Source organism: Streptomyces bugieae (genome assembly GCF_036352915.1).
Lineage (GTDB): Bacteria > Actinomycetota > Actinomycetes > Streptomycetales > Streptomycetaceae > Streptomyces > Streptomyces endophytica.
Map to the genome: position 1 here is coordinate 92,757 of NZ_JAZBJP010000016.1, position 16,799 is coordinate 109,555.

Genomic DNA, 16,799 nt, shown 5'->3' on the forward strand with positions numbered 1-16,799 from the left:
GTCCCCCGAGAAACAGTTCTGTCGGTGCGGATGTGCGAGAAAGCAGGCGGAACCGAAAGGGCGTCAGTCCGCGAAGTGCGGTCGCTGCGCCGCGTATTTGGCAAGGTGGTCGTGCTGATCCTGCTCGGTGGCGTCGTAGTGCGCGGCCATGGCTTCCAGCTTGCTGCCGATCTTGGAGATTTCCTCCCCAAGATGGGGCATGGAGTCGCAGAGCCCCTCCGCCACCGGCGCGTAGAAATTATTGAACATATCGAGGAAGTCGTCCTTCCCCCACGCATCCGCGGGATCACCGCCGCATGCGGCCTTCAACTTCTTGGCGGCGTCGCTGAATCCGGAGCCGATTTCCCGGAAGACGCCTCCCTGCGTCTTCAGCACCGCCGGATCGACGTCATAACCGGCACCCGCCATAACTCCCCCTCGGAATGGCATTGACTTGAGAGCGTAAAGAAGACGTCAACCGTAACGTACGGTAGCCGAGGCCCACGGCCACCGTAGGTGAGGGAAAGGTGAAGATCTTTTTCACGTCCGGTGCAACTCCCGCCCCTCACCGCAGAGTTACCGCAACCAGCTCGACCATATCGGCGAGCACGAAAGGATATATCCACTATGCCCCAATTTCAGGCGCCGCCCCCCGTAAAACGCTTTCTGGGCCGATGCGTGACGGTGCTCGTGATGATCGGAGCATTGCTTTTCGGCGCCTGGACCGCCTGGTCGGGATTGGCTTCTGCCGGCGTCAGGGGCACGCCGGGGCATCTGATCGTCGCGAAGTGCACATCGGTATACCACTACTCCCGCAAAGGCCATTCCTACACCGATTACACCTGCACCGGCACCTTCCGTGCGGACACCGGAAAAGCGAATGATCCCCGAGCCGAAATGAGCGGTCTGGGGAAATCCCTGCCGGCGGGCGTGGAACTCCCGGCCAGCGGAATCGGTGACCACCGCACCGAGCTGGTCAACACCACGCAGGCCCTGCAGAGTTTCGTGGCAGCGTTCGCCTGCCTTCTCCCCGCGGCCTTCGCCCTGCTCTGGCTGCTCACCGACCTCGGCCGGAGCGGGCGCGGCCTGAGGGAGACCTGGCGCGAAACCAAGGGCACCGCGACGCGTGCGATCGTGCTCGGCGTCGTCGCGCTGTCCGCCGTCGGCATGCTCGTCGTCAGCCCGCTCCTCGCCTTCCTGCTTCCGCGCTGAACCACTCCCCCACCCGCACACCTCTCTGCCCCGAAAGGTCGCGATCGTCGTGTCCACCGCAGCGGTCGCCCTGTTCGGGGTGGTCGTGGTCGGTCCGGTGCTCGGGCTCGTACTGACGCGTTGAGCCGGCCGACGGTGGCGTCGGCCGGCTCAACGGGAGGGATAGCCGCCCAGCGGCAGGGACACTCGCTCAGAAGCCCGCCGGCTCCGTGTAGATGCCCCACTCGTCGCGCAGGGCGCCGCAGATCTCGCCCAGGGTGGCCTCGGCGCGTACCGCGTCGAGCATCGGCTCGATCATGTTGCTGCCGTCCCGCGCGGCGGCCAGCAGCGCCTTGAGCGAGGCGGACACCCGGGCGTCGTCGCGGGCGGCCTTGCGGGCGGCGAGGACGCGGACCTGTTCGCGTTCGACCTCGTGGCTGACCCGGAGGATCTCCAGGTCACCGGTGACCGAACCCTCGTGGCAATTGACGCCCACGACCCTCTTGTCGCCCTTTTCCAGCGCCTGCTGGTAACGGAAGGCGGATTCGGCGATTTCGCCGGTGAACCAGCCGTCCTCGATACCGCGCAGAATTCCGGAGGTCATCGGGCCGATGGGGTGCTGCCCGTCGGGATGCGCCCGCAGGCCCCGTTCCTTGATCTGGTCGAAGATCTTCTCCGCGTCCGCCTCGATGCGGTCCGTCAGCTGCTCGATGAACCACGAACCGCCCAGCGGATCCGCCACATTGGCGACCCCGGTCTCCTCCATCAGCACCTGCTGCGTACGCAGCGCGATTTCCGCGGCCTGCTCACTCGGCAGCGCGAGGGTTTCGTCCAGGGCGTTGGTGTGGAGGGAGTTGGTGCCGCCCAGCACCGCCGCCAAGGCCTCGACCGCGGTCCGGACGACGTTGTTGTACGGCTGCTGAGCGGTCAGCGAAACACCCGCCGTCTGGGTGTGGAAGCGGAGCCACTGCGCCTTTTCGCTCGTCGCGCCGTACACCTCGCGCATCCAGCGGGCCCAGATCCGGCGTGCCGCGCGGAATTTGGCGATTTCCTCGAAGAAATCGACATGGGCGTCGAAGAAGAACGAAAGCCCTGGTGCGAAGGTGTTGACGTCCAGGCCGCGGCTGAGCCCCAGTTCGACGTACCCGAAACCGTCCGCGAGGGTGTACGCCAGCTCCTGCGCGGCCGTCGCCCCGGCTTCGCGGATGTGGTAGCCGGAGACCGAGAGCGGCTTGTACGCGGGAATGCCGTGCGCGCAGTGCTCCATCAGGTCGCCGATGAGGCGCAGATGCGGCTCCGGCTGGAAGAGCCACTCCTTCTGGGCGATGTACTCCTTGAAGATGTCGGTCTGGAGGGTCCCGTTGAGCACCCCCGGATCCACCCCCTGCCGCTCGGCGGCGACGAGGTACATGCAGAAGACCGGCACGGCCGGGCCGCTGATCGTCATCGACGTCGTGACGTCGCCGAGCGGGATGTCCTTGAAGAGGACCTCCATGTCGGCGGCGGAGTCGATGGCCACGCCGCAGTGGCCGACCTCGCCCAGCGAGCGCGGGTCGTCGGAGTCCCGGCCCATGAGCGTCGGCATGTCGAAGGCGACCGAGAGCCCGCCCCCGCCGTTGCCCAGGATCATCTTGTAGCGCTCGTTCGTCTGCTCGGCGTTGCCGAAGCCCGCGAACTGGCGGATGGTCCAGGTACGGCCGCGGTAGCCGGTCGGGTACAGCCCCCGGGTGAAGGGGTACTCGCCCGGCCATCCGATCCGCTCGAAGCCCTCGACGGAATCCCCGGGCCGGGGCCCGTACACCGGCTCGACGGGATCGCCCGAGAGCGTGGTGAAGTCCGCGTCCCGCTTGCGGGCAGCGTCATACCGGGCCTGCCAGCGACGGCGGCCTTCCTCGATCGCGTCAGCGTCCATACGATCGAATTTACTAGGACGTCCTAGTAATTGTCGACGGGAGCGCCCCGTGGGTCGCGGTTGTCACACCCCGTAGCGGGCCGGGGGGAGAGGCGGGAACGCGAAAACGCGCCCGTGCCGGTGCGGGACGGGCGCGTGACGGAGCGGGGTCAGACCTTGACCGGCTCCGGGGCGCTCTCGGCGAGCAGCGGCTCGACCTCGCGCACCACCTGGCGCTCGACGAAGAACGCCGCGGTCGGGATCGTGCCGGCGACCAGCACCCACAGGAGCTTGCCGAACGGCCACTTGGCCTTGGAGCCCAGGTCGAAGGCGAAGATCAGGTAGATGATGTAGAGCACGCCGTGGACCTGGGAGACGACCAGGGTGAGGTCCTTGCCCATCCCGAAGCCGTACTTGGCGATCATGCAGGCGCAGAGCGCCAGCAACATCACGGCGGTGACGTAAGCCATCACCCGATAGCGGGTCAGCACGCTGGATTTCATGGATACGAGCGTAACCGCCCAGAAAATCCCCGCGGACGCGGGGAGCACGCAACCGCCCGGCACCAGGTGAGGACCCTTCGCGGGCCACCCCCGCGAACGCCGGGCACAAGCGCGCTGACCCGCAGCGACCGTACTTTCCGACCTCAGTCCGCGTCCTTGAAATCCCCCGCCGTCACCCGCAGCGGCCGCAGCATCGCGAAGATCTCCGCGCACTCCTCGTCGTCGTACGCGCCGAGTCCGAAATCCATGGCCATCAGGTCCCGGGTCGCGGCGTCGCAGACCTCGCGGCCCTTGTCCGTGATGGAGGCAAGGGTGCCCCGCCCGTCGTTCGGGTTGGGCCGCTTGGCGACCAGGCCGGACTTCACCAGCCGGTCGACGGTGTTCGTCACCGAGGTCGGATGCACCATGAGCCGCTCACCGATCTTGGACATCGGCAGCTCACCGGCCTTGGAGAAGGTCAGCAGCACCAGCGCCTCGTACCGGGCGAAGGTCAGTCCGTACGGCTTGACCACCGCGTCCACCTCGGACAGCAGAATCTGATGGGCGCGCATGATCGACGTGATCGCGCCCATCGACGGCACGGCTCCCCACCTCTGGCGCCACAGTTCGTCGGCGCGCGCGATGGGATCGAAAGCAAGGCTGAGCGGCTTCGGCACGTCTCCGACCCTACCCGGCGGTCATATTGTGGTCAGCCTTGTCTCAGTTTTCGGTCTCACTCAGCGGTCCGGGCCGGCGGTCCCGTCCGGCGGTCCGCCGGACCTCGCGGATCACGGCGAGGACGCAGAGCACGCCGAGGACCCCCGCCGCCGGCATCACCGCCCGCAGCGGCGCGTACTCCGCCGCGAGACCGGCCGCACCCATCGCCAGGCCCATCGCCGTCATCCGCCCCGCCTGCACCACCGTCATCCCCTGCCCCAGCAACTCCTCGGGGACCGCGGCGACGAACCACCGGTCCACCCCGAAGTTGTACGAGATGCCGGTACCCGTCAGTACCAGGAGCAGCACCGCCCAGCCCAGCGAGGGCTGCGCGGCGAAGCCGAGGGACGGCAGGACGGCGAAGACGCCCATGGGGAAGGTGAGCCGGGACCGGGCCCGCGGCCCCAGGAGCGAGCCGACCAGGCTCTCCGCCACCACGGCGCCGATCGGCATGCTGCACATCAGCAGCCCCGCACCGCCCGGGCCGGCGCCGAGCAGGTCGGCGTAGGGGACGAGCAGCGCCTCGGGGACGACCACGAAGGCCGGCGGCAGCCAGGTCAGGAGCAGCAGCGCGCGCACCCTGCGGTCCGCCAGCAGCCGCCGCACGCCGCCCAGCGACGCGCCCAGCAGGGCTCCGCGCCCGGCCGCCGCGCCGCCGCCGTCCCGGGCCGGGCGGGCCCGGGTGCCGAGACGCAGCAGCAGCGCCGAACCGAGGAAGGTGACGGCCGTGAGGGCGAGCACCGCCCCGGGCGTCACCACGGCCACCAGCAGCCCTCCGACACCGAAGCCCACCAGTTGGGCGCTCTGGTTCACGATGCGGATCACCGACCGGCCCAGAACGAACAGATCCCCCTCGCCGAGGATGTCCCCGAGCGTGGCGGCACGCGTGCCGGCGAAGACCGGCGCGACGGCGGCGATCAGGCAGCGCAGGACGAGCAGCACGGCGACCGGTGTGCCGGGCAGGACCATCCCGGCCGCCGCCAGCGCGCACAGCAGATCGCAGACCACCAGCACCCGGCGGGCCGGGTACCGGTCGGCGACGGCGGACAGCAGCGTCCCGCCGAGGACGTACGGCAGCAGCCCGAGCGCGAAGGTCAGGGCGCTCAGCAGCGGGGACTCGGTGCGCCGGAAGACCAGCAAGGACAGCGCGATCTCGCAGACGACCACGCCGAGGGAGGACAGCAGGTGCGCGGCGAAGACCGCACGGAATTCCGGGACGGCGAAGACGGCACGGTAACGGGCCGGGCGGCCGGCAGCGACGGGGCCGCCGCCGGCCTCTGGCCCCTCCTCGGGGCGTGCGGGAGTACGGCCCGGCGGAACGGGCCCGGTGGTCGCGGACATGGCGGCAGACTGCCGCGCGCCGCCCCCGTCCCGTAATCTTTCGGCCCCAGCCGAATCCCCGGGGGGTCCCGCGGTCATGCCGCTGCATCTGCACTTCGGCGCCGACGACCTGCTGCGCATCCGGTTCGCCATCTCGCCGCTGTGCGAGACGCACGAGGCGGTACGGACCCTGCGCCGCACCGACCGGCACGGCTACCACGCGCCGTGGTTACGGCGGATGCGCACGGCGCTGGCCGGGCTGGACCTGACACCGCTGTGGCTGTTCATGCCGGCGTCGCCGCCGGGCTACACCCCGGACTTCCTGGGCCGGCCCCCGGACACCCCGACGACCGGGTTCGACGAGGAACTGGCGCGGCTGCGGGCCACCGACCCGGAACTGGCCCGGGCCGAGATGGCCAAGTCGCTGGCCTGCACCCCCGGTGGGGCCGAGTCCGCGCGCGGCCGCGCGGCGCTGGCGGATCCGGCCCGCGCCGTGCAGGAGCTGGCCGACGTCACCGAACGGGCCTGGCACGCGCTGCTCGCCCCGGACTGGCCCCGGCTGCGGGCCCTGCTGGAGGCCGAGATCGCCTACCGCTCACGCCAGTTGGCGGACGGCGGACTGCGGCGGCTCTTCGCCGATCTGCATCCCCGGCTGACCTGGTCGGGCGACACCCTCACGGTCCGGACCCGCACCGACTTCCGGCAGACCCAGGACCTGGGCGGCCGCGGGGTGCTGCTGCTGCCCAGCGTCTTCGCCTGGCCGGACGTGGTGAGCGGTTTCGATCCGCCGTGGCAGCCGACCGTCATCTACCCGGCCCGCGGGATCGGCGGCCTGTGGTCCGAGCCGGACGCCGGGCCCGCACTGGCCCGGCTGCTGGGGCCGAAGCGGGCGGCCGTCCTGGCCGCGCTCGACGCACCGTCCACCACGACCGCACTGTCCCGCCGCCTCGGCCTCGCCCCGTCCTCCGTCTCGGCCCACCTCTCCGTCCTCCGCGCCGCAGGCCTCCTGACCTCCCACCGCCACGGCCACGAAGTGCTCTACGAACAGACACCACTCGGCCTTGCGTTGCTTGGTTGACTCCCACGTACCCGTCTGTCCCGCCGCGGTTGTTGCTCGCCGTTGCGCGCTTGGCGGCGCCCCGCACGTACCTGGCCGACCCGCCGCGGGTCGTCTCGCCGTTGCGCCTGGCGGCGGGCGTGGTGTTGTCGGGTGCGGTGCCGGCCCTCCAGACTTCGTCCTCCGGTCCACCCCCTCCCGTGAGTGGGAGGTTTCTCAGCTGGTTGGGGGCGGGCGTCATCCGTTGCCTGCGGGCACGTGGACGTCACGTGCACCCCCACCACCGTTTTCTTCCCCCCAACGGGAGGGGACGGGCCGGAGGGGCCGGTTGTGTGGACGTAAAGCGTCAGCAGTCCACACAACCGGCCCCGGAGGCCCGTCACCGCACCCACAAACCACCCAGCCCGCCGCAGGCGCAACGGCGAACAACACCCGCGGCGGAACAGACGGGTACGTGGGAGGCGCCGCAAAGCGCACAACGGCGAGCAAGCCCCGCGGCGGGACAGCCAGGTACGTGGGATTCAGCCCTCGGAGAGGAACCGCTCGATCGTGTCGACCTTCGACGTCAGTCCATCCGTGACCCCCGGGCGGATGTCCGCCTTGAGGACCAGCGAGACCCGTCCGGCGCGTGCCTCGACGGCCGCGACGGCTCGTTTGACGACATCCATGACCTCGTCCCACTCGCCCTCGACGGACGTGAACATCGCGTCCGTGCGGTTCGGCAGGCCGGACTCGCGGACGACCCGGACCGCGTCGGCGACGTACTCGCCGACGTCCTCGCCGACGCCCAGCGGGCTCACGGAGAAGGCGACGATCATGCGTTGACGATCCCTTCCTTGCGGGCGCGGGCGGCGATCACGCCGGCCTCCTCCTCGCGCTTGAGCACCCGGTCGCCGTAGAGGCCGCCGAACGGGAGGATCGCCAGCAGGAAGAAGAACGCGACGCGCTTGAAGGGCCACTTGGTGCGGTTCCACACGTCCAGCAGCAGCACCATGTAGGTGATGAACAGCAGGCCGTGGATCAGGCCGAGCGGCATCACCAGGGCGTCGTAGTCGAAGGCGAGCCGGAAACCGGTACCGAAGATCAGCAGCGCGGGGAAGGAGATGGCCTCCGGAACGGAGGCCAGGCGCAGGCGGTGCAGGGCGGCGGCGGTCTTGATGTCCACGGGAACCTCGTTCGGGTGGCGGGCGAGGAGCTGGCTTGTGCAAGGGTTCACAAGCGTCGCCCCATTGTTACAGCCGCACCCGCGATCACCGCGCCGGGGGGACGTGAGCCGGACCACCCCGGGCCGGCCGCCGGCGGACCGGCGAGCGGGACCCGGTCGGCTCAGGGAGATCTCCGGGCGATGTCAGGGGCAAAGGGCCTGCCCCGCGCGGCCGGTGGCCATTACCGTCTGACGCGTGGCTCAGTTTCGGCTCCAGGGGAGCAAGGTGCTCGCCGTCGACATGACGGGCGATGCCGTCAAGGCGAAAAACGGGGCGATGGTCGCGTACGACGGCCAGATGTCCTTCAAGAAGATGACCGGCGGCGGCGAGGGTCTGCGCGGCATGGTCACCCGGCGGCTCACGGGTGAGCAGATGGCCGTGATGGAGGTGAAGGGCCACGGCACCTGCTATTTCGCCGATCGCGCCAGCGAGATCAATCTGGTGCGGCTGCACGGCGAGAAGCTGTACGTGGAGGCCAGCAACCTGCTCTGCACGGACGCGGCGCTGCGCACGGGCACGACGTTCACCGGCCTGCGCGGCGCCTCCCAGGGCAACGGCCTGTTCACCACCACCGTCGAGGGCAGCGGCCAGGCGGCGATCACCTCGGACGGTCCCGCGGTGGTGCTGCGGGTCACCAAGCAGTACCCGCTGCAGGTCGACCCGGGCGCCTATGTGGCGCACACCGGCGATCTGAAGCAGCACTTCCAGTCGGGCGTGAATTTCCGCACGTTCATGGGAGAGGGCTCGGGCGAGGCGTTCCAGATCCGCTTCGAGGGCGAGGGCCTGGTCTACGTCCAGCCCAGCGAGCGCAACACCGTGGGCGGTGAGGTCTGATGCCGTTCACGGCGCTCAACTCCCGCATGGTGCAGGCCACGATCACGCCCGGCCAGCGGATGTTCAGCCAGCGCGGGGCGATGCTCGCGTACCGCGGGGAGGTCTCGTTCACCCCGAACATCCAGGGCGGCCAGGGCGGTATCGGCTCGATGATCGGCCGCCGGGTCGCCGGTGAGGCGACCCCGCTGATGACCGTGGAAGGCAGTGGCACGGTGATGTTCGGGCACGGCGGGCATCACGTCCACGTCGTGGACCTGACCGGCGAGACGCTCTACGTCGAGGCCGACCGGCTGCTGGCCTTCGACGGCTCGCTCCAGCAGGGCACGATGTTCATGGGCGCGCAGGGCGGTGTGATGGGCATGGTCCGCGGCCAGGTCACCGGCCAGGGCCTGTTCACGACGACGCTCTCCGGCGTCGGCTCGGCCGCGGTGATGGCCCACGGCGGCGTGCTGGAGCTGCCGATCACCCCGCAGCGCCCGGTCCACGTCGACCCCCAGGCGTACGTCGCGCACCGCGGCGAGGTCCGCAACAAACTGTCCACCGCGCTCGGCTGGCGCGACATGGTCGGCCGCGGTTCGGGCGAGGCCTTCCAGCTGGAGCTGTCGGGCCAGGGCACCGTCTACGTCCAGGCGTCGGAGGAGAAGCTGTGACCGGTCCCGTTGTCCACGACGTCGCCTCGCTCCCCGCCGATGACAACGTCAATCCGTACGCCTTCAGCGTCGATCTGAACGGCCAGTGGTTCCTGCAGAAGGGGAAGATGATCGCCTACTACGGGCAGATCGACTTCCAGGGCATCGGGCACGGCCGGCTGGACCGGCTGATCGCCGGAAGTTTCCATTCGCCACTGCACGCCGCGGACTGGGTCGTCGCCGAGGGCCGGGGAAAGATGCTGCTCGCGGACCGTGCCTTCGACGTGAATTCCTACGATCTCGATGAGGGCAACCTCACTATTCGCTCGGGCAATCTGCTCGCGTTTCAGCCATCTCTGTCGCTGAAGCAGTCGATCATCCCGGGCTTCCTCACGCTGATCGGGACGGGCAAGTTCGTGGCGGCGTCCAACGGGCCGGTGGTGTTCATGGAGCCGCCGATCCGGGTGGACCCGCAGGCGCTCGTCGGCTGGGCCGACTGCCCCTCGCCGTGCCACCACTACGACCACCAGTACCTGCGGGGATTCCTCGGCGGGCTGCGCGCGCACACCGGTATCGGAGGGGCCTCGGGCGAGGAGCACCAGTTCGAGTTCGTGGGGGCCGGCACGGTCCTGCTGCAGTCGACGGAGCAGTTGATGCCGGAGCTGGCGACCGGCGCGGTCCCGGTGGAGGAGGGCGTTCCGGGCGGTGGCGGACACGTTCCGCAAAGTGGCTCACAACTGCCCCAGCTGCCCGGCAACCTCGGGAGCCTCCAGCGCCGCTTCGGGCTGTGAGCGGTAGTCTGCGGACGGTGACCTCGAACGTCTGACCCACATCCGGCCCCGGCCGGTCGTCGTCACCCCAACGGGGATTAATTCACTATTCAACTTTTAACAGGTAGAATTCATCCATGACGACCGACAGCGACACTCCCTGGCTGACCGACCAGGAGCAGCGTGCCTGGCGCACTCATCTGGACGTCAGCAGACTGCTGATGCACCAACTGGAGCGCGATCTGCAACCGTTCGGCCTGACGAACAACGATTACGAGATCCTCGTCAACCTCTCCGAGGCCGAGGACCATCGGCTCCGGATGAGCGACCTGGCCGCCAGCACCCTGCAGTCCAAGAGCCGTCTCTCCCACCAGATCACCCGGATGGAGAACGCCGGCCTGGTACGCCGAGAGAGTTGCGAATCGGACCGCCGTGGCCTCTACGCGGTGCTGACGGAGGAGGGCTGGGACACCATGCGCCGGGTCGCCCCGCACCACGTCGCCTCGGTCCGCAAGCACTTCATCGATCTGTTCTCCCCCGATGACCTGCAGGCGCTGCGGGCCTCCCTCACCCCGGTGGCCGAACACCTCCGCGTCCAGCGCGGCACGATCTGACCGCCCGGCCGCGGCCCCCGCCCGGGGGCCGCGGCCGCATCGGCTCAGCCGGCCGCCGGCAGCCGCAGCTCGAAGACCGCCCGGTCCCGTACGACCAGCGTGCCGCCGTGCCGGACCGCCACGTCCCGGGCGATGGCCAGTCCCAGCCCGGCCCCGCCGTCGTCCCGCGCCCGCGCGTCGTCGAGCCGGACGAACCGCTCGAAGATCCGCTCCCGGTCCGCCTCCGGCACCCCGGGCCCGTCGTCCTCGACCCGCAGCACGGCCCACTCCCCCTCGCGCACCACCGCGACCCGCACCTCCCCGGCCGCATGCCGCTGCGCGTTGTCCAGCAGGTTCCCCAGCACGCGCCCCAACTGACCGCGGGACCCGGCCACTTCGACGACCGCGAGCTCACCGGCGGTGGCCGGAATCCGGTCCCCGGCCCGCTGCGAGAGCTCCTCCCGCACCAGCGCCGCGAGGTCCACCCGGGCCGCGGCCGGCCGCTCCCCCGCGTCCAGCCGCGCCAGCAACAGCAGGTCCGCCGCCAGCCGCTGCAGCCGCACGGTGTCCGCCACCGCGCCCGGCACGTCCAGCAACTCGGGGTGCGCCACCCCCACTTCCAGCTGGGTGCGCAGGCTGGCGATCGGACTGCGCAGCTCGTGCGAGGCGTCCGCGACGAACCGCCGCTGCCGCTCGACGCTGGTCTCCAGCGCGGCCAGCGTCTCGTTGGTGGTGCGCGCCAGCCGGCCGATCTCGTCCCGGGACGACGGCACCGGCACCCGCCGGCTCAGATCCGTACTGGCCGTGATCGCCGCCATCTCCGACCGGATGCCCTCCACCGGCCGCAGCGCCCGCCGGGTGACCAGCCAGGTCACCCCCGCCACCACCACGAGCAGCAGCGGCAGCCCGATCAGCATGGCGGTCCGCACCGAGCCGACCGCGGCACGCTCCGGCGCCAGCGCGGACCCCGCCCGCACCACGGCCTTCTCGCCCCGGCCGTCCTTGGCCTCGACCGCCGCGAACCGGTAGGCCGCCACCGTGCCGTCGACGTCGGCGGTCCCGTCCCGGTAGCGCACGTCGTCGTCCACCTCACCGGCCCGCGGCCCGCCCCGGTCGTCGTCCCCGTCATCGTCGTCGCCGTCACCCGACCTGCCGGATCCGGCACCCGCGTCGCCCGCTGCCGGCCCGCCCTTGACCGGCCTGCCGTCGACGGCCCGCACGTCCTCGCCGGCCGCCAGCACCCGCCCGTCGTCGTCGGTGACCACCACCGGATGGTCCTCGCCGTCCGGCAGATCGAGCTTCGGGTACGCCGTGCCGGTGGCGATCTGCGCGGCCACCTCGCGCGCCGCGACCTCCGCCTGCAGCCCGGCCTGGTCCTGCAGGTTGCCGCGCAGCACCAGCAGCACCGCCGTACCGGCCGCGATCAGCGCCAGCGCCACCACCACGGTCGCGCCGGCCGCCGCCCGGGCCCGTACCGAACCCAGGACCCGGCCCCGCGCCCTACGCACCGGCCACCAGCCGGTATCCCGCACCGCGCACCGTCACGATGTGCCCGGCGCCGAGCTTGCGCCGCAGCGCGCTCACGTACACCTCGATGATGTTGACGTCACCGTCGTAGGCGAAGTCCCACACGTGCTCCAGGATCTCCGCCTTGGACACCACCTCCCCCGCCCGCAGGGCCAGCTGCTCCAGTACGGCGAACTCCTTCGCGGTCAGCGCGACCTCGGTACCGTCCCGCTCGACCCGGCGCGCCCCCTGGTCGACGGCGAGCGTCCCCACCCGCAGCACCGGCTGGGCGCTCCGCCCCCGCCGCCGCAGCAGCGCCTTCACCCGGGCCACCAGCACCACGTACGAGAACGGCTTGGTCAGGTAGTCGTCGGCGCCGGTGTCCAGCCCCTCGGCCTCGTCGTACTCGCCGTCCTTGGCGGTCAGCATCAGGATCGGCACCTCGTTCCCGGCCGCCCGCAGCGCGGCGCAGACGCGGTAGCCGTTCATGCCGGGCAGCATGATGTCCAGCACGACCAGGTCGTAGGCGTCCTCGCCGGCACGGTGCAGCCCTTCGAGGCCGTCGTGCACCACGTCGACCGCGTATCCCTCGGCCCGCAGGCCCCTGGCCAGCGACCGGGCCAGCCGCTGTTCGTCCTCCACGATCAAGAGTCGAAGGGGGCGGCGCGCAGCGCCTCGGTCGGGGCGGTGGTGGGTGACGGGCGGGAGCATGGACGAAGCCTGCCACCCGGAACCTGAAGAGTCCTTCAGCCGGCTTCAGCTCGGCTTCAGGTGCGTTCGGCCACTGTGGCCGAACAGCGTTGACCCGGACGACCGGGTCCGAGCACCTACGGAGGAGAGCACATGAAGCGCCACCTCGTCATCGCCACCGCCGCCGCGGCCGCCCTGCTGGCGGGCGGTACGGTCACCGCCGTCGCGGTGAGCGGCAGCGGCTCCGGCAGCACCGCGCCGGCCGCGGCACCGGCGGCCGGCCACGAGCGCCAAGACACCGAGGACCTCCGCGAGGCCGGCGCCGCCCGGGTGACCGCTCCCCAGGCCGCGGCCGCCGCCCTGAAGGCCGTCCCCGGCAAGGTCTCCGGCCTGGACCTCGACCGGGACCGCCCGGGCCTGGTCTGGGACGCGGACGTGCTGGGCAAGGACGGAAAGTGGCACGAGGTCACCCTCGACGCGCGGACCGCGCGGGTGCTGAAGCAGCACGTCGACCACGAGGACGACGACGATCACGCCGGCGAGCGGTCCGCCCTGAACAACGCCCGCACGGACGCCGCCACCGCCGCCCGCAAGGCCGCCGCGGAACACGGCACGGTCACCTCCGTCGAACTGGACGACGACCACCGCGCCAAGGCCGTCTGGGAGGTCGAGACCGTCACCAAGGACGGCACCGAGCACAAGCTCCTCATCGACCCGCAGACCGGCACCCTGAACACCGCCCCCACGCACGACGACCACGGGGACGACTGACCCGGATGGGCCGCCACCCCCACCCACCGTTTCCCCTCCCCCTCACGGGAGGGGACGGGCCGGAGGGGCCGGGGTGTGGGACGTAAAGCGAAGCAGTCCCACACCCCGGCCCCGGAGGCCCGTCACCGCACCCACAAACAACCCAGCCCGCCGCAGGCGCAACGGCGAACAACAACCACGGCGGGACGGCCAGGTACGTGCGGGGCGCCGCAAAGCGCAACGGCGAGCAAGCCCCGCGGCGGGAAAGCCAGGTACGTACGGGGCGCCGCAAAGCGCGCAACGACGAGCAACCCCCACGGCGGCAAAGCCAACTACGTGGGAGGCCCGGCGCTAGCCGCCATTCGTGACGCCGTCCACCAATTCGTCCGCCGCCCGATACGGATCCGTCTCACCGGCCACTATCCGCTCGGCCAGCGCCTCCAGCCGCCGGTCGCCGCTCAGGTCGCCGATCCGCTCGCGCAGCGCCGTGACCGCGATCGTCTCGACCTCGTGGGCGGCCCGGGCGCGGCGCCGTTCGGCCAGGACGCCGTGTTCCTCCATCCAGGCCCGGTGCTTCTCCAGCGCCTCGACGACCTCGTCGACGCCCTCGGAGCGGGCGGCGACGGTCTTCACGATGGGCGGCCGCCAGTCGCCGGGCGCCCGGGATTCGCCGAGGCCGAGCATGTGGTTGAGCTCCCGGGCGGTGGCGTCGGCGCCGTCCCGGTCGGCCTTGTTGACCACGTAGACGTCGCCGATCTCCAGGATTCCGGCCTTGGCCGCCTGGATGCCGTCGCCCATGCCCGGCGCGAGCAGCACCACGGAGGTGTCCGCCTGGGAGGCGATCTCCACCTCGGACTGGCCGACCCCGACCGTCTCGACCAGGATCACGTCGCAGCCGGCCCCGTCGAGGACCCGGATGGCCTGCGGTGCGGCCCAGGCCAGTCCGCCCAGATGGCCGCGGGTGGCCATCGAGCGGATGTAGACGCCGGGGTCGGAGGCGTGCTCGCTCATCCGGACCCGGTCGCCGAGCAGCGCGCCCCCGGAGAACGGCGAGGACGGGTCGACGGCGAGCACGCCGACCCGCTTGCCCGTCTTGCGGTACGCGGTGACCAGGGCCGAGGTGGTGGTGGACTTGCCCACGCCGGGTGAGCCGGTCAGCCCGACCACGTAGGCGTTGCCGGTGAGCGGTGCCAGCGCCGCCATCACCTCGCGCAGCTCCGGCGCGGCCCCCTCCACGAGGGAGATCAGCCGGGCCACCGCCCTCGGCCGGCCCTGCCGTGCCTGTTCCACCAGCTGGGGGACGTCCACCATCGCTGCTCGGCTCCTTCGGCTCGCTGGTACGCGATTCGGCAGCCCGTACGCACGCACGTACGGGCTGTCGCTTACTTACCCGGTACGCGGATGATCAGCGCGTCGCCCTGACCGCCGCCACCGCACAGCGCGGCCGCGCCGGTCCCGCCGCCGCGCCGGCGCAATTCCAGGGCCAGGTGCAGCACGATGCGGGCGCCGGACATCCCGATCGGGTGACCCAGGGCAATCGCGCCGCCGTTGACATTCACCTTTTCCGGGGAGACCCCCAGATCCTTCATTGACTGCACGGCGACCGCCGCGAACGCCTCGTTGATCTCGATCAGGTCGAGGTCGGCGACGGTCAGGCCCTCCTTGCCCAGGGCATGGTTGATGGCGTTGGACGGCTGGGACTGCAGCGAGTTGTCGGGGCCGGCGACGTTGCCGTGCGCGCCGATCTCCGCGATCCATTCCAGGCCGAGTTCCTGGGCCTTGGCCTTGCTCATCACGACGACGGCGGCCGCACCGTCGGAGATCTGCGAGGACGTGCCCGCGGTGATCGTGCCGTCCTTGGCGAACGCCGGGCGCAGCTTGGCCAGCGACTCCACGGTGGTCTCCGCCCGGATGCCCTCGTCCTTGCTGAAGAGGACCGGCTCGCCCTTGCGCTGCGGGATCTCCACGGGGGTGATCTCGGCCTCGAAGAGGCCGTTCTTCTGGGCGGCGGCGGCCCGCTGGTGCGAGGCCGCGGCGATCTCGTCCTGCTCCGGCCGGGCGATGCCGAGCCGGGTGTTGTGCTTCTCGGTCGACTCGCCCATGGCGATGCCCTCGAACGAGTCGGTCAGGCCGTCGTGGGCCATCGCGTCGAGCATCTCGACGGCGCCGTACTTGTAGCCCTCCCGGGACTTGGGGAGGAGGTGCGGCGCGTTGCTCATGGACTCCTGACCGCCGGCGACGACGACGTCGAACTCACCCGCACGGATCAGCTGGTCGGCCAGCGCGATCGCGTCCAGGCCGGAGAGGCACACCTTGTTGACGGTGAGCGCGGGGACGTTCATGGGGATGCCGGCCTTGACGGCGGCCTGGCGCGCCGGGATCTGCCCTGCCCCGGCCTGCAGCACCTGGCCCATGATCACGTACTGCACCTGGTCGCCGCCGATGCCCGCCCGGTCCAGCGCCGCCTTGATGGCGAAGCCGCCCAGATCGGCGCCCGAGAAGGTCCGCAGGGATCCGAGGAGCCGCCCCATCGGGGTACGGGCTCCCGCCACGATTACTGAGGTGGTGCCGTTCGTGCCGTTGGTTTCAGACATGCGATGCGGCCTTCCTTTGCAGGGAAGTTAACGAGGGTTCCCGTCAATGTACTGAGCGGTACCCGTCGGGTCACCGGCCAGCAGGTGTGATCGCGCGCACGTTGCGTAACCAGTCGTGAGAGGGGTGCACTGGAACCATGCTGACGCGAATCGACCACATCGGGATCGCCTGTTTCGACCTCGACAAGACTGTCGAGTTCTACCGTGCCACGTACGGCTTCGAGGTGTTCCACACCGAAGTCAACGAGGAGCAGGGCGTCCGGGAAGCCATGCTGAAGATCAACGAGACCTCGGACGGCGGGGCCTCCTACCTCCAGCTCCTGGAGCCCACCCGCGAGGACTCCGCGGTGGGCAAATGGCTGGCCAAGAACGGCGAGGGCGTACACCACATCGCCTTCGGCACCGCGGACGTCGACGGGGATTCCGAGGCCATCCGCGACAAGGGCGTCCGGGTGCTCTACGACCAGCCCCGGACGGGTTCGATGGGCTCGCGGATCACCTTCCTGCACCCCAAGGACTGCCACGGCGTACTCACCGAACTCGTCACCGCCGCACCCTCCGCCACCACGGACCACTGACCTTCACGTTCCC

The 16,799-nt window shown here is 70.7% G+C and carries 19 protein-coding genes; 8 read left to right on the forward strand and 11 right to left on the reverse strand.

Going from position 1 to position 16,799, the window contains the following annotated elements; all coding sequences use genetic code 11:
- Positions 1-63: 63 nt before the first annotated feature.
- Positions 64-408, reverse strand: coding sequence for a hypothetical protein (locus V2J85_RS23480; protein ID WP_330822646.1), 345 nt, complete (start codon positions 406-408; stop codon positions 64-66).
- Between the two features lie 198 nt (positions 409-606).
- Between V2J85_RS23480 and V2J85_RS23485 the strand changes: the two genes are divergently transcribed.
- Complete coding sequence (locus V2J85_RS23485) at positions 607-1,191, forward strand: hypothetical protein (RefSeq protein ID WP_261955649.1); 585 nt, start codon at positions 607-609, stop codon at positions 1,189-1,191.
- Positions 1,192-1,381: 190 nt separating this feature from the next.
- Here V2J85_RS23485 and V2J85_RS23490 read toward each other — a convergent pair whose 3' ends face one another.
- The 4 genes from V2J85_RS23490 to V2J85_RS23505 all read right to left on the reverse strand — a co-directional run bounded on the left by V2J85_RS23490 (position 1,382) and on the right by V2J85_RS23505 (position 5,601).
- The gene (locus V2J85_RS23490; RefSeq protein WP_261955650.1) at positions 1,382-3,082 is read right to left on the reverse strand and encodes a coenzyme B12-dependent isobutyryl-CoA mutase large subunit; all 1,701 of its coding nucleotides are present in this window, start codon (positions 3,080-3,082) and stop codon (positions 1,382-1,384) included.
- A 149-nt stretch (positions 3,083-3,231) separates the two neighbouring features.
- On the reverse strand, positions 3,232-3,564 hold the full coding sequence (locus V2J85_RS23495) for a DUF3817 domain-containing protein (protein ID WP_261955651.1): 333 nt from the start codon (positions 3,562-3,564) through the stop codon (positions 3,232-3,234).
- A gap of 143 nt (positions 3,565-3,707) precedes the next feature.
- Positions 3,708-4,220 carry a MarR family winged helix-turn-helix transcriptional regulator gene (locus V2J85_RS23500; RefSeq protein ID WP_261955652.1) on the reverse strand — a complete coding sequence of 171 codons (513 nt, stop codon included), beginning with the start codon at positions 4,218-4,220 and terminating at the stop codon, positions 3,708-3,710.
- 43 nt (positions 4,221-4,263) lie between these two features.
- The gene (locus V2J85_RS23505) at positions 4,264-5,601 is read right to left on the reverse strand and encodes an MFS transporter (protein ID WP_330822647.1); all 1,338 of its coding nucleotides are present in this window, start codon (positions 5,599-5,601) and stop codon (positions 4,264-4,266) included.
- Positions 5,602-5,677: 76 nt separating this feature from the next.
- On the opposite strand from V2J85_RS23505, the gene V2J85_RS23510 reads away from it, so the two are divergent.
- The gene (locus V2J85_RS23510) at positions 5,678-6,658 is read left to right on the forward strand and encodes an ArsR/SmtB family transcription factor (protein WP_261955654.1); all 981 of its coding nucleotides are present in this window, start codon (positions 5,678-5,680) and stop codon (positions 6,656-6,658) included.
- Between the two features lie 500 nt (positions 6,659-7,158).
- Here V2J85_RS23510 and V2J85_RS23515 read toward each other — a convergent pair whose 3' ends face one another.
- Both V2J85_RS23515 and V2J85_RS23520 read right to left on the reverse strand, forming a co-directional pair.
- On the reverse strand, positions 7,159-7,455 hold the full coding sequence (locus tag V2J85_RS23515; protein ID WP_261955655.1) for an MTH1187 family thiamine-binding protein: 297 nt from the start codon (positions 7,453-7,455) through the stop codon (positions 7,159-7,161).
- A complete protein-coding gene (locus tag V2J85_RS23520; RefSeq protein WP_330822648.1) occupies positions 7,452-7,802 on the reverse strand; it encodes a DUF3817 domain-containing protein in 351 nt (116 codons plus the stop codon). Before V2J85_RS23520 ends, V2J85_RS23515 begins: the two co-directional genes overlap by 4 nt.
- Positions 7,803-8,037: 235 nt before the next feature.
- Here V2J85_RS23520 and V2J85_RS23525 point away from each other — a divergent pair, with 235 nt between their 5' ends.
- From V2J85_RS23525 to V2J85_RS23540, 4 genes are all read left to right on the forward strand, one after another.
- Positions 8,038-8,676, forward strand: a complete 639-nt coding sequence (locus tag V2J85_RS23525; protein ID WP_261955657.1) for an AIM24 family protein — start codon at positions 8,038-8,040, stop codon at positions 8,674-8,676.
- Positions 8,676-9,326: an AIM24 family protein gene (locus tag V2J85_RS23530; RefSeq protein WP_261955658.1), complete on the forward strand. Its 651-nt coding sequence runs from the start codon at positions 8,676-8,678 to the stop codon at positions 9,324-9,326. Before V2J85_RS23525 ends, V2J85_RS23530 begins: the two co-directional genes overlap by 1 nt.
- Entirely contained in the window at positions 9,323-10,096 is a 774-nt protein-coding gene (locus V2J85_RS23535) for an AIM24 family protein (RefSeq protein ID WP_030815426.1), read from the forward strand. The genes V2J85_RS23530 and V2J85_RS23535 overlap by 4 nt, the downstream gene beginning before the upstream one ends.
- Before the next feature lie 116 nt (positions 10,097-10,212).
- On the forward strand, positions 10,213-10,689 hold the full coding sequence (locus V2J85_RS23540) for a MarR family winged helix-turn-helix transcriptional regulator (protein ID WP_261955660.1): 477 nt from the start codon (positions 10,213-10,215) through the stop codon (positions 10,687-10,689).
- A 44-nt stretch (positions 10,690-10,733) separates the two neighbouring features.
- Here the strand turns inward: V2J85_RS23540 and V2J85_RS23545 are convergent, their stop codons facing one another.
- Both V2J85_RS23545 and V2J85_RS23550 read right to left on the reverse strand, forming a co-directional pair.
- Positions 10,734-12,152 carry a sensor histidine kinase gene (locus V2J85_RS23545; protein WP_330822662.1) on the reverse strand — a complete coding sequence of 473 codons (1,419 nt, stop codon included), beginning with the start codon at positions 12,150-12,152 and terminating at the stop codon, positions 10,734-10,736.
- 16 nt (positions 12,153-12,168) lie between these two features.
- Positions 12,169-12,885 carry a response regulator transcription factor gene (locus V2J85_RS23550; protein WP_261955661.1) on the reverse strand — a complete coding sequence of 239 codons (717 nt, stop codon included), beginning with the start codon at positions 12,883-12,885 and terminating at the stop codon, positions 12,169-12,171.
- A 132-nt stretch (positions 12,886-13,017) separates the two neighbouring features.
- Between V2J85_RS23550 and V2J85_RS23555 the strand changes: the two genes are divergently transcribed.
- Positions 13,018-13,635, forward strand: coding sequence for a PepSY domain-containing protein (locus V2J85_RS23555; protein ID WP_330822649.1), 618 nt, complete (start codon positions 13,018-13,020; stop codon positions 13,633-13,635).
- A 330-nt stretch (positions 13,636-13,965) separates the two neighbouring features.
- Here V2J85_RS23555 and meaB read toward each other — a convergent pair whose 3' ends face one another.
- Positions 13,966-14,925 (reverse strand): methylmalonyl Co-A mutase-associated GTPase MeaB, encoded by a 960-nt coding sequence (gene meaB, locus V2J85_RS23560; protein WP_261955663.1) that lies wholly within the window; start codon positions 14,923-14,925, stop codon positions 13,966-13,968.
- A gap of 71 nt (positions 14,926-14,996) precedes the next feature.
- Positions 14,997-16,208 carry an acetyl-CoA C-acetyltransferase gene (locus V2J85_RS23565; protein ID WP_261955664.1) on the reverse strand — a complete coding sequence of 404 codons (1,212 nt, stop codon included), beginning with the start codon at positions 16,206-16,208 and terminating at the stop codon, positions 14,997-14,999.
- 137 nt (positions 16,209-16,345) lie between these two features.
- On the opposite strand from V2J85_RS23565, the gene mce reads away from it, so the two are divergent.
- A complete protein-coding gene (gene mce / locus V2J85_RS23570) occupies positions 16,346-16,786 on the forward strand; it encodes a methylmalonyl-CoA epimerase (protein ID WP_330822650.1) in 441 nt (146 codons plus the stop codon).
- The last annotated feature ends 13 nt before the right edge of the window (positions 16,787-16,799 follow it).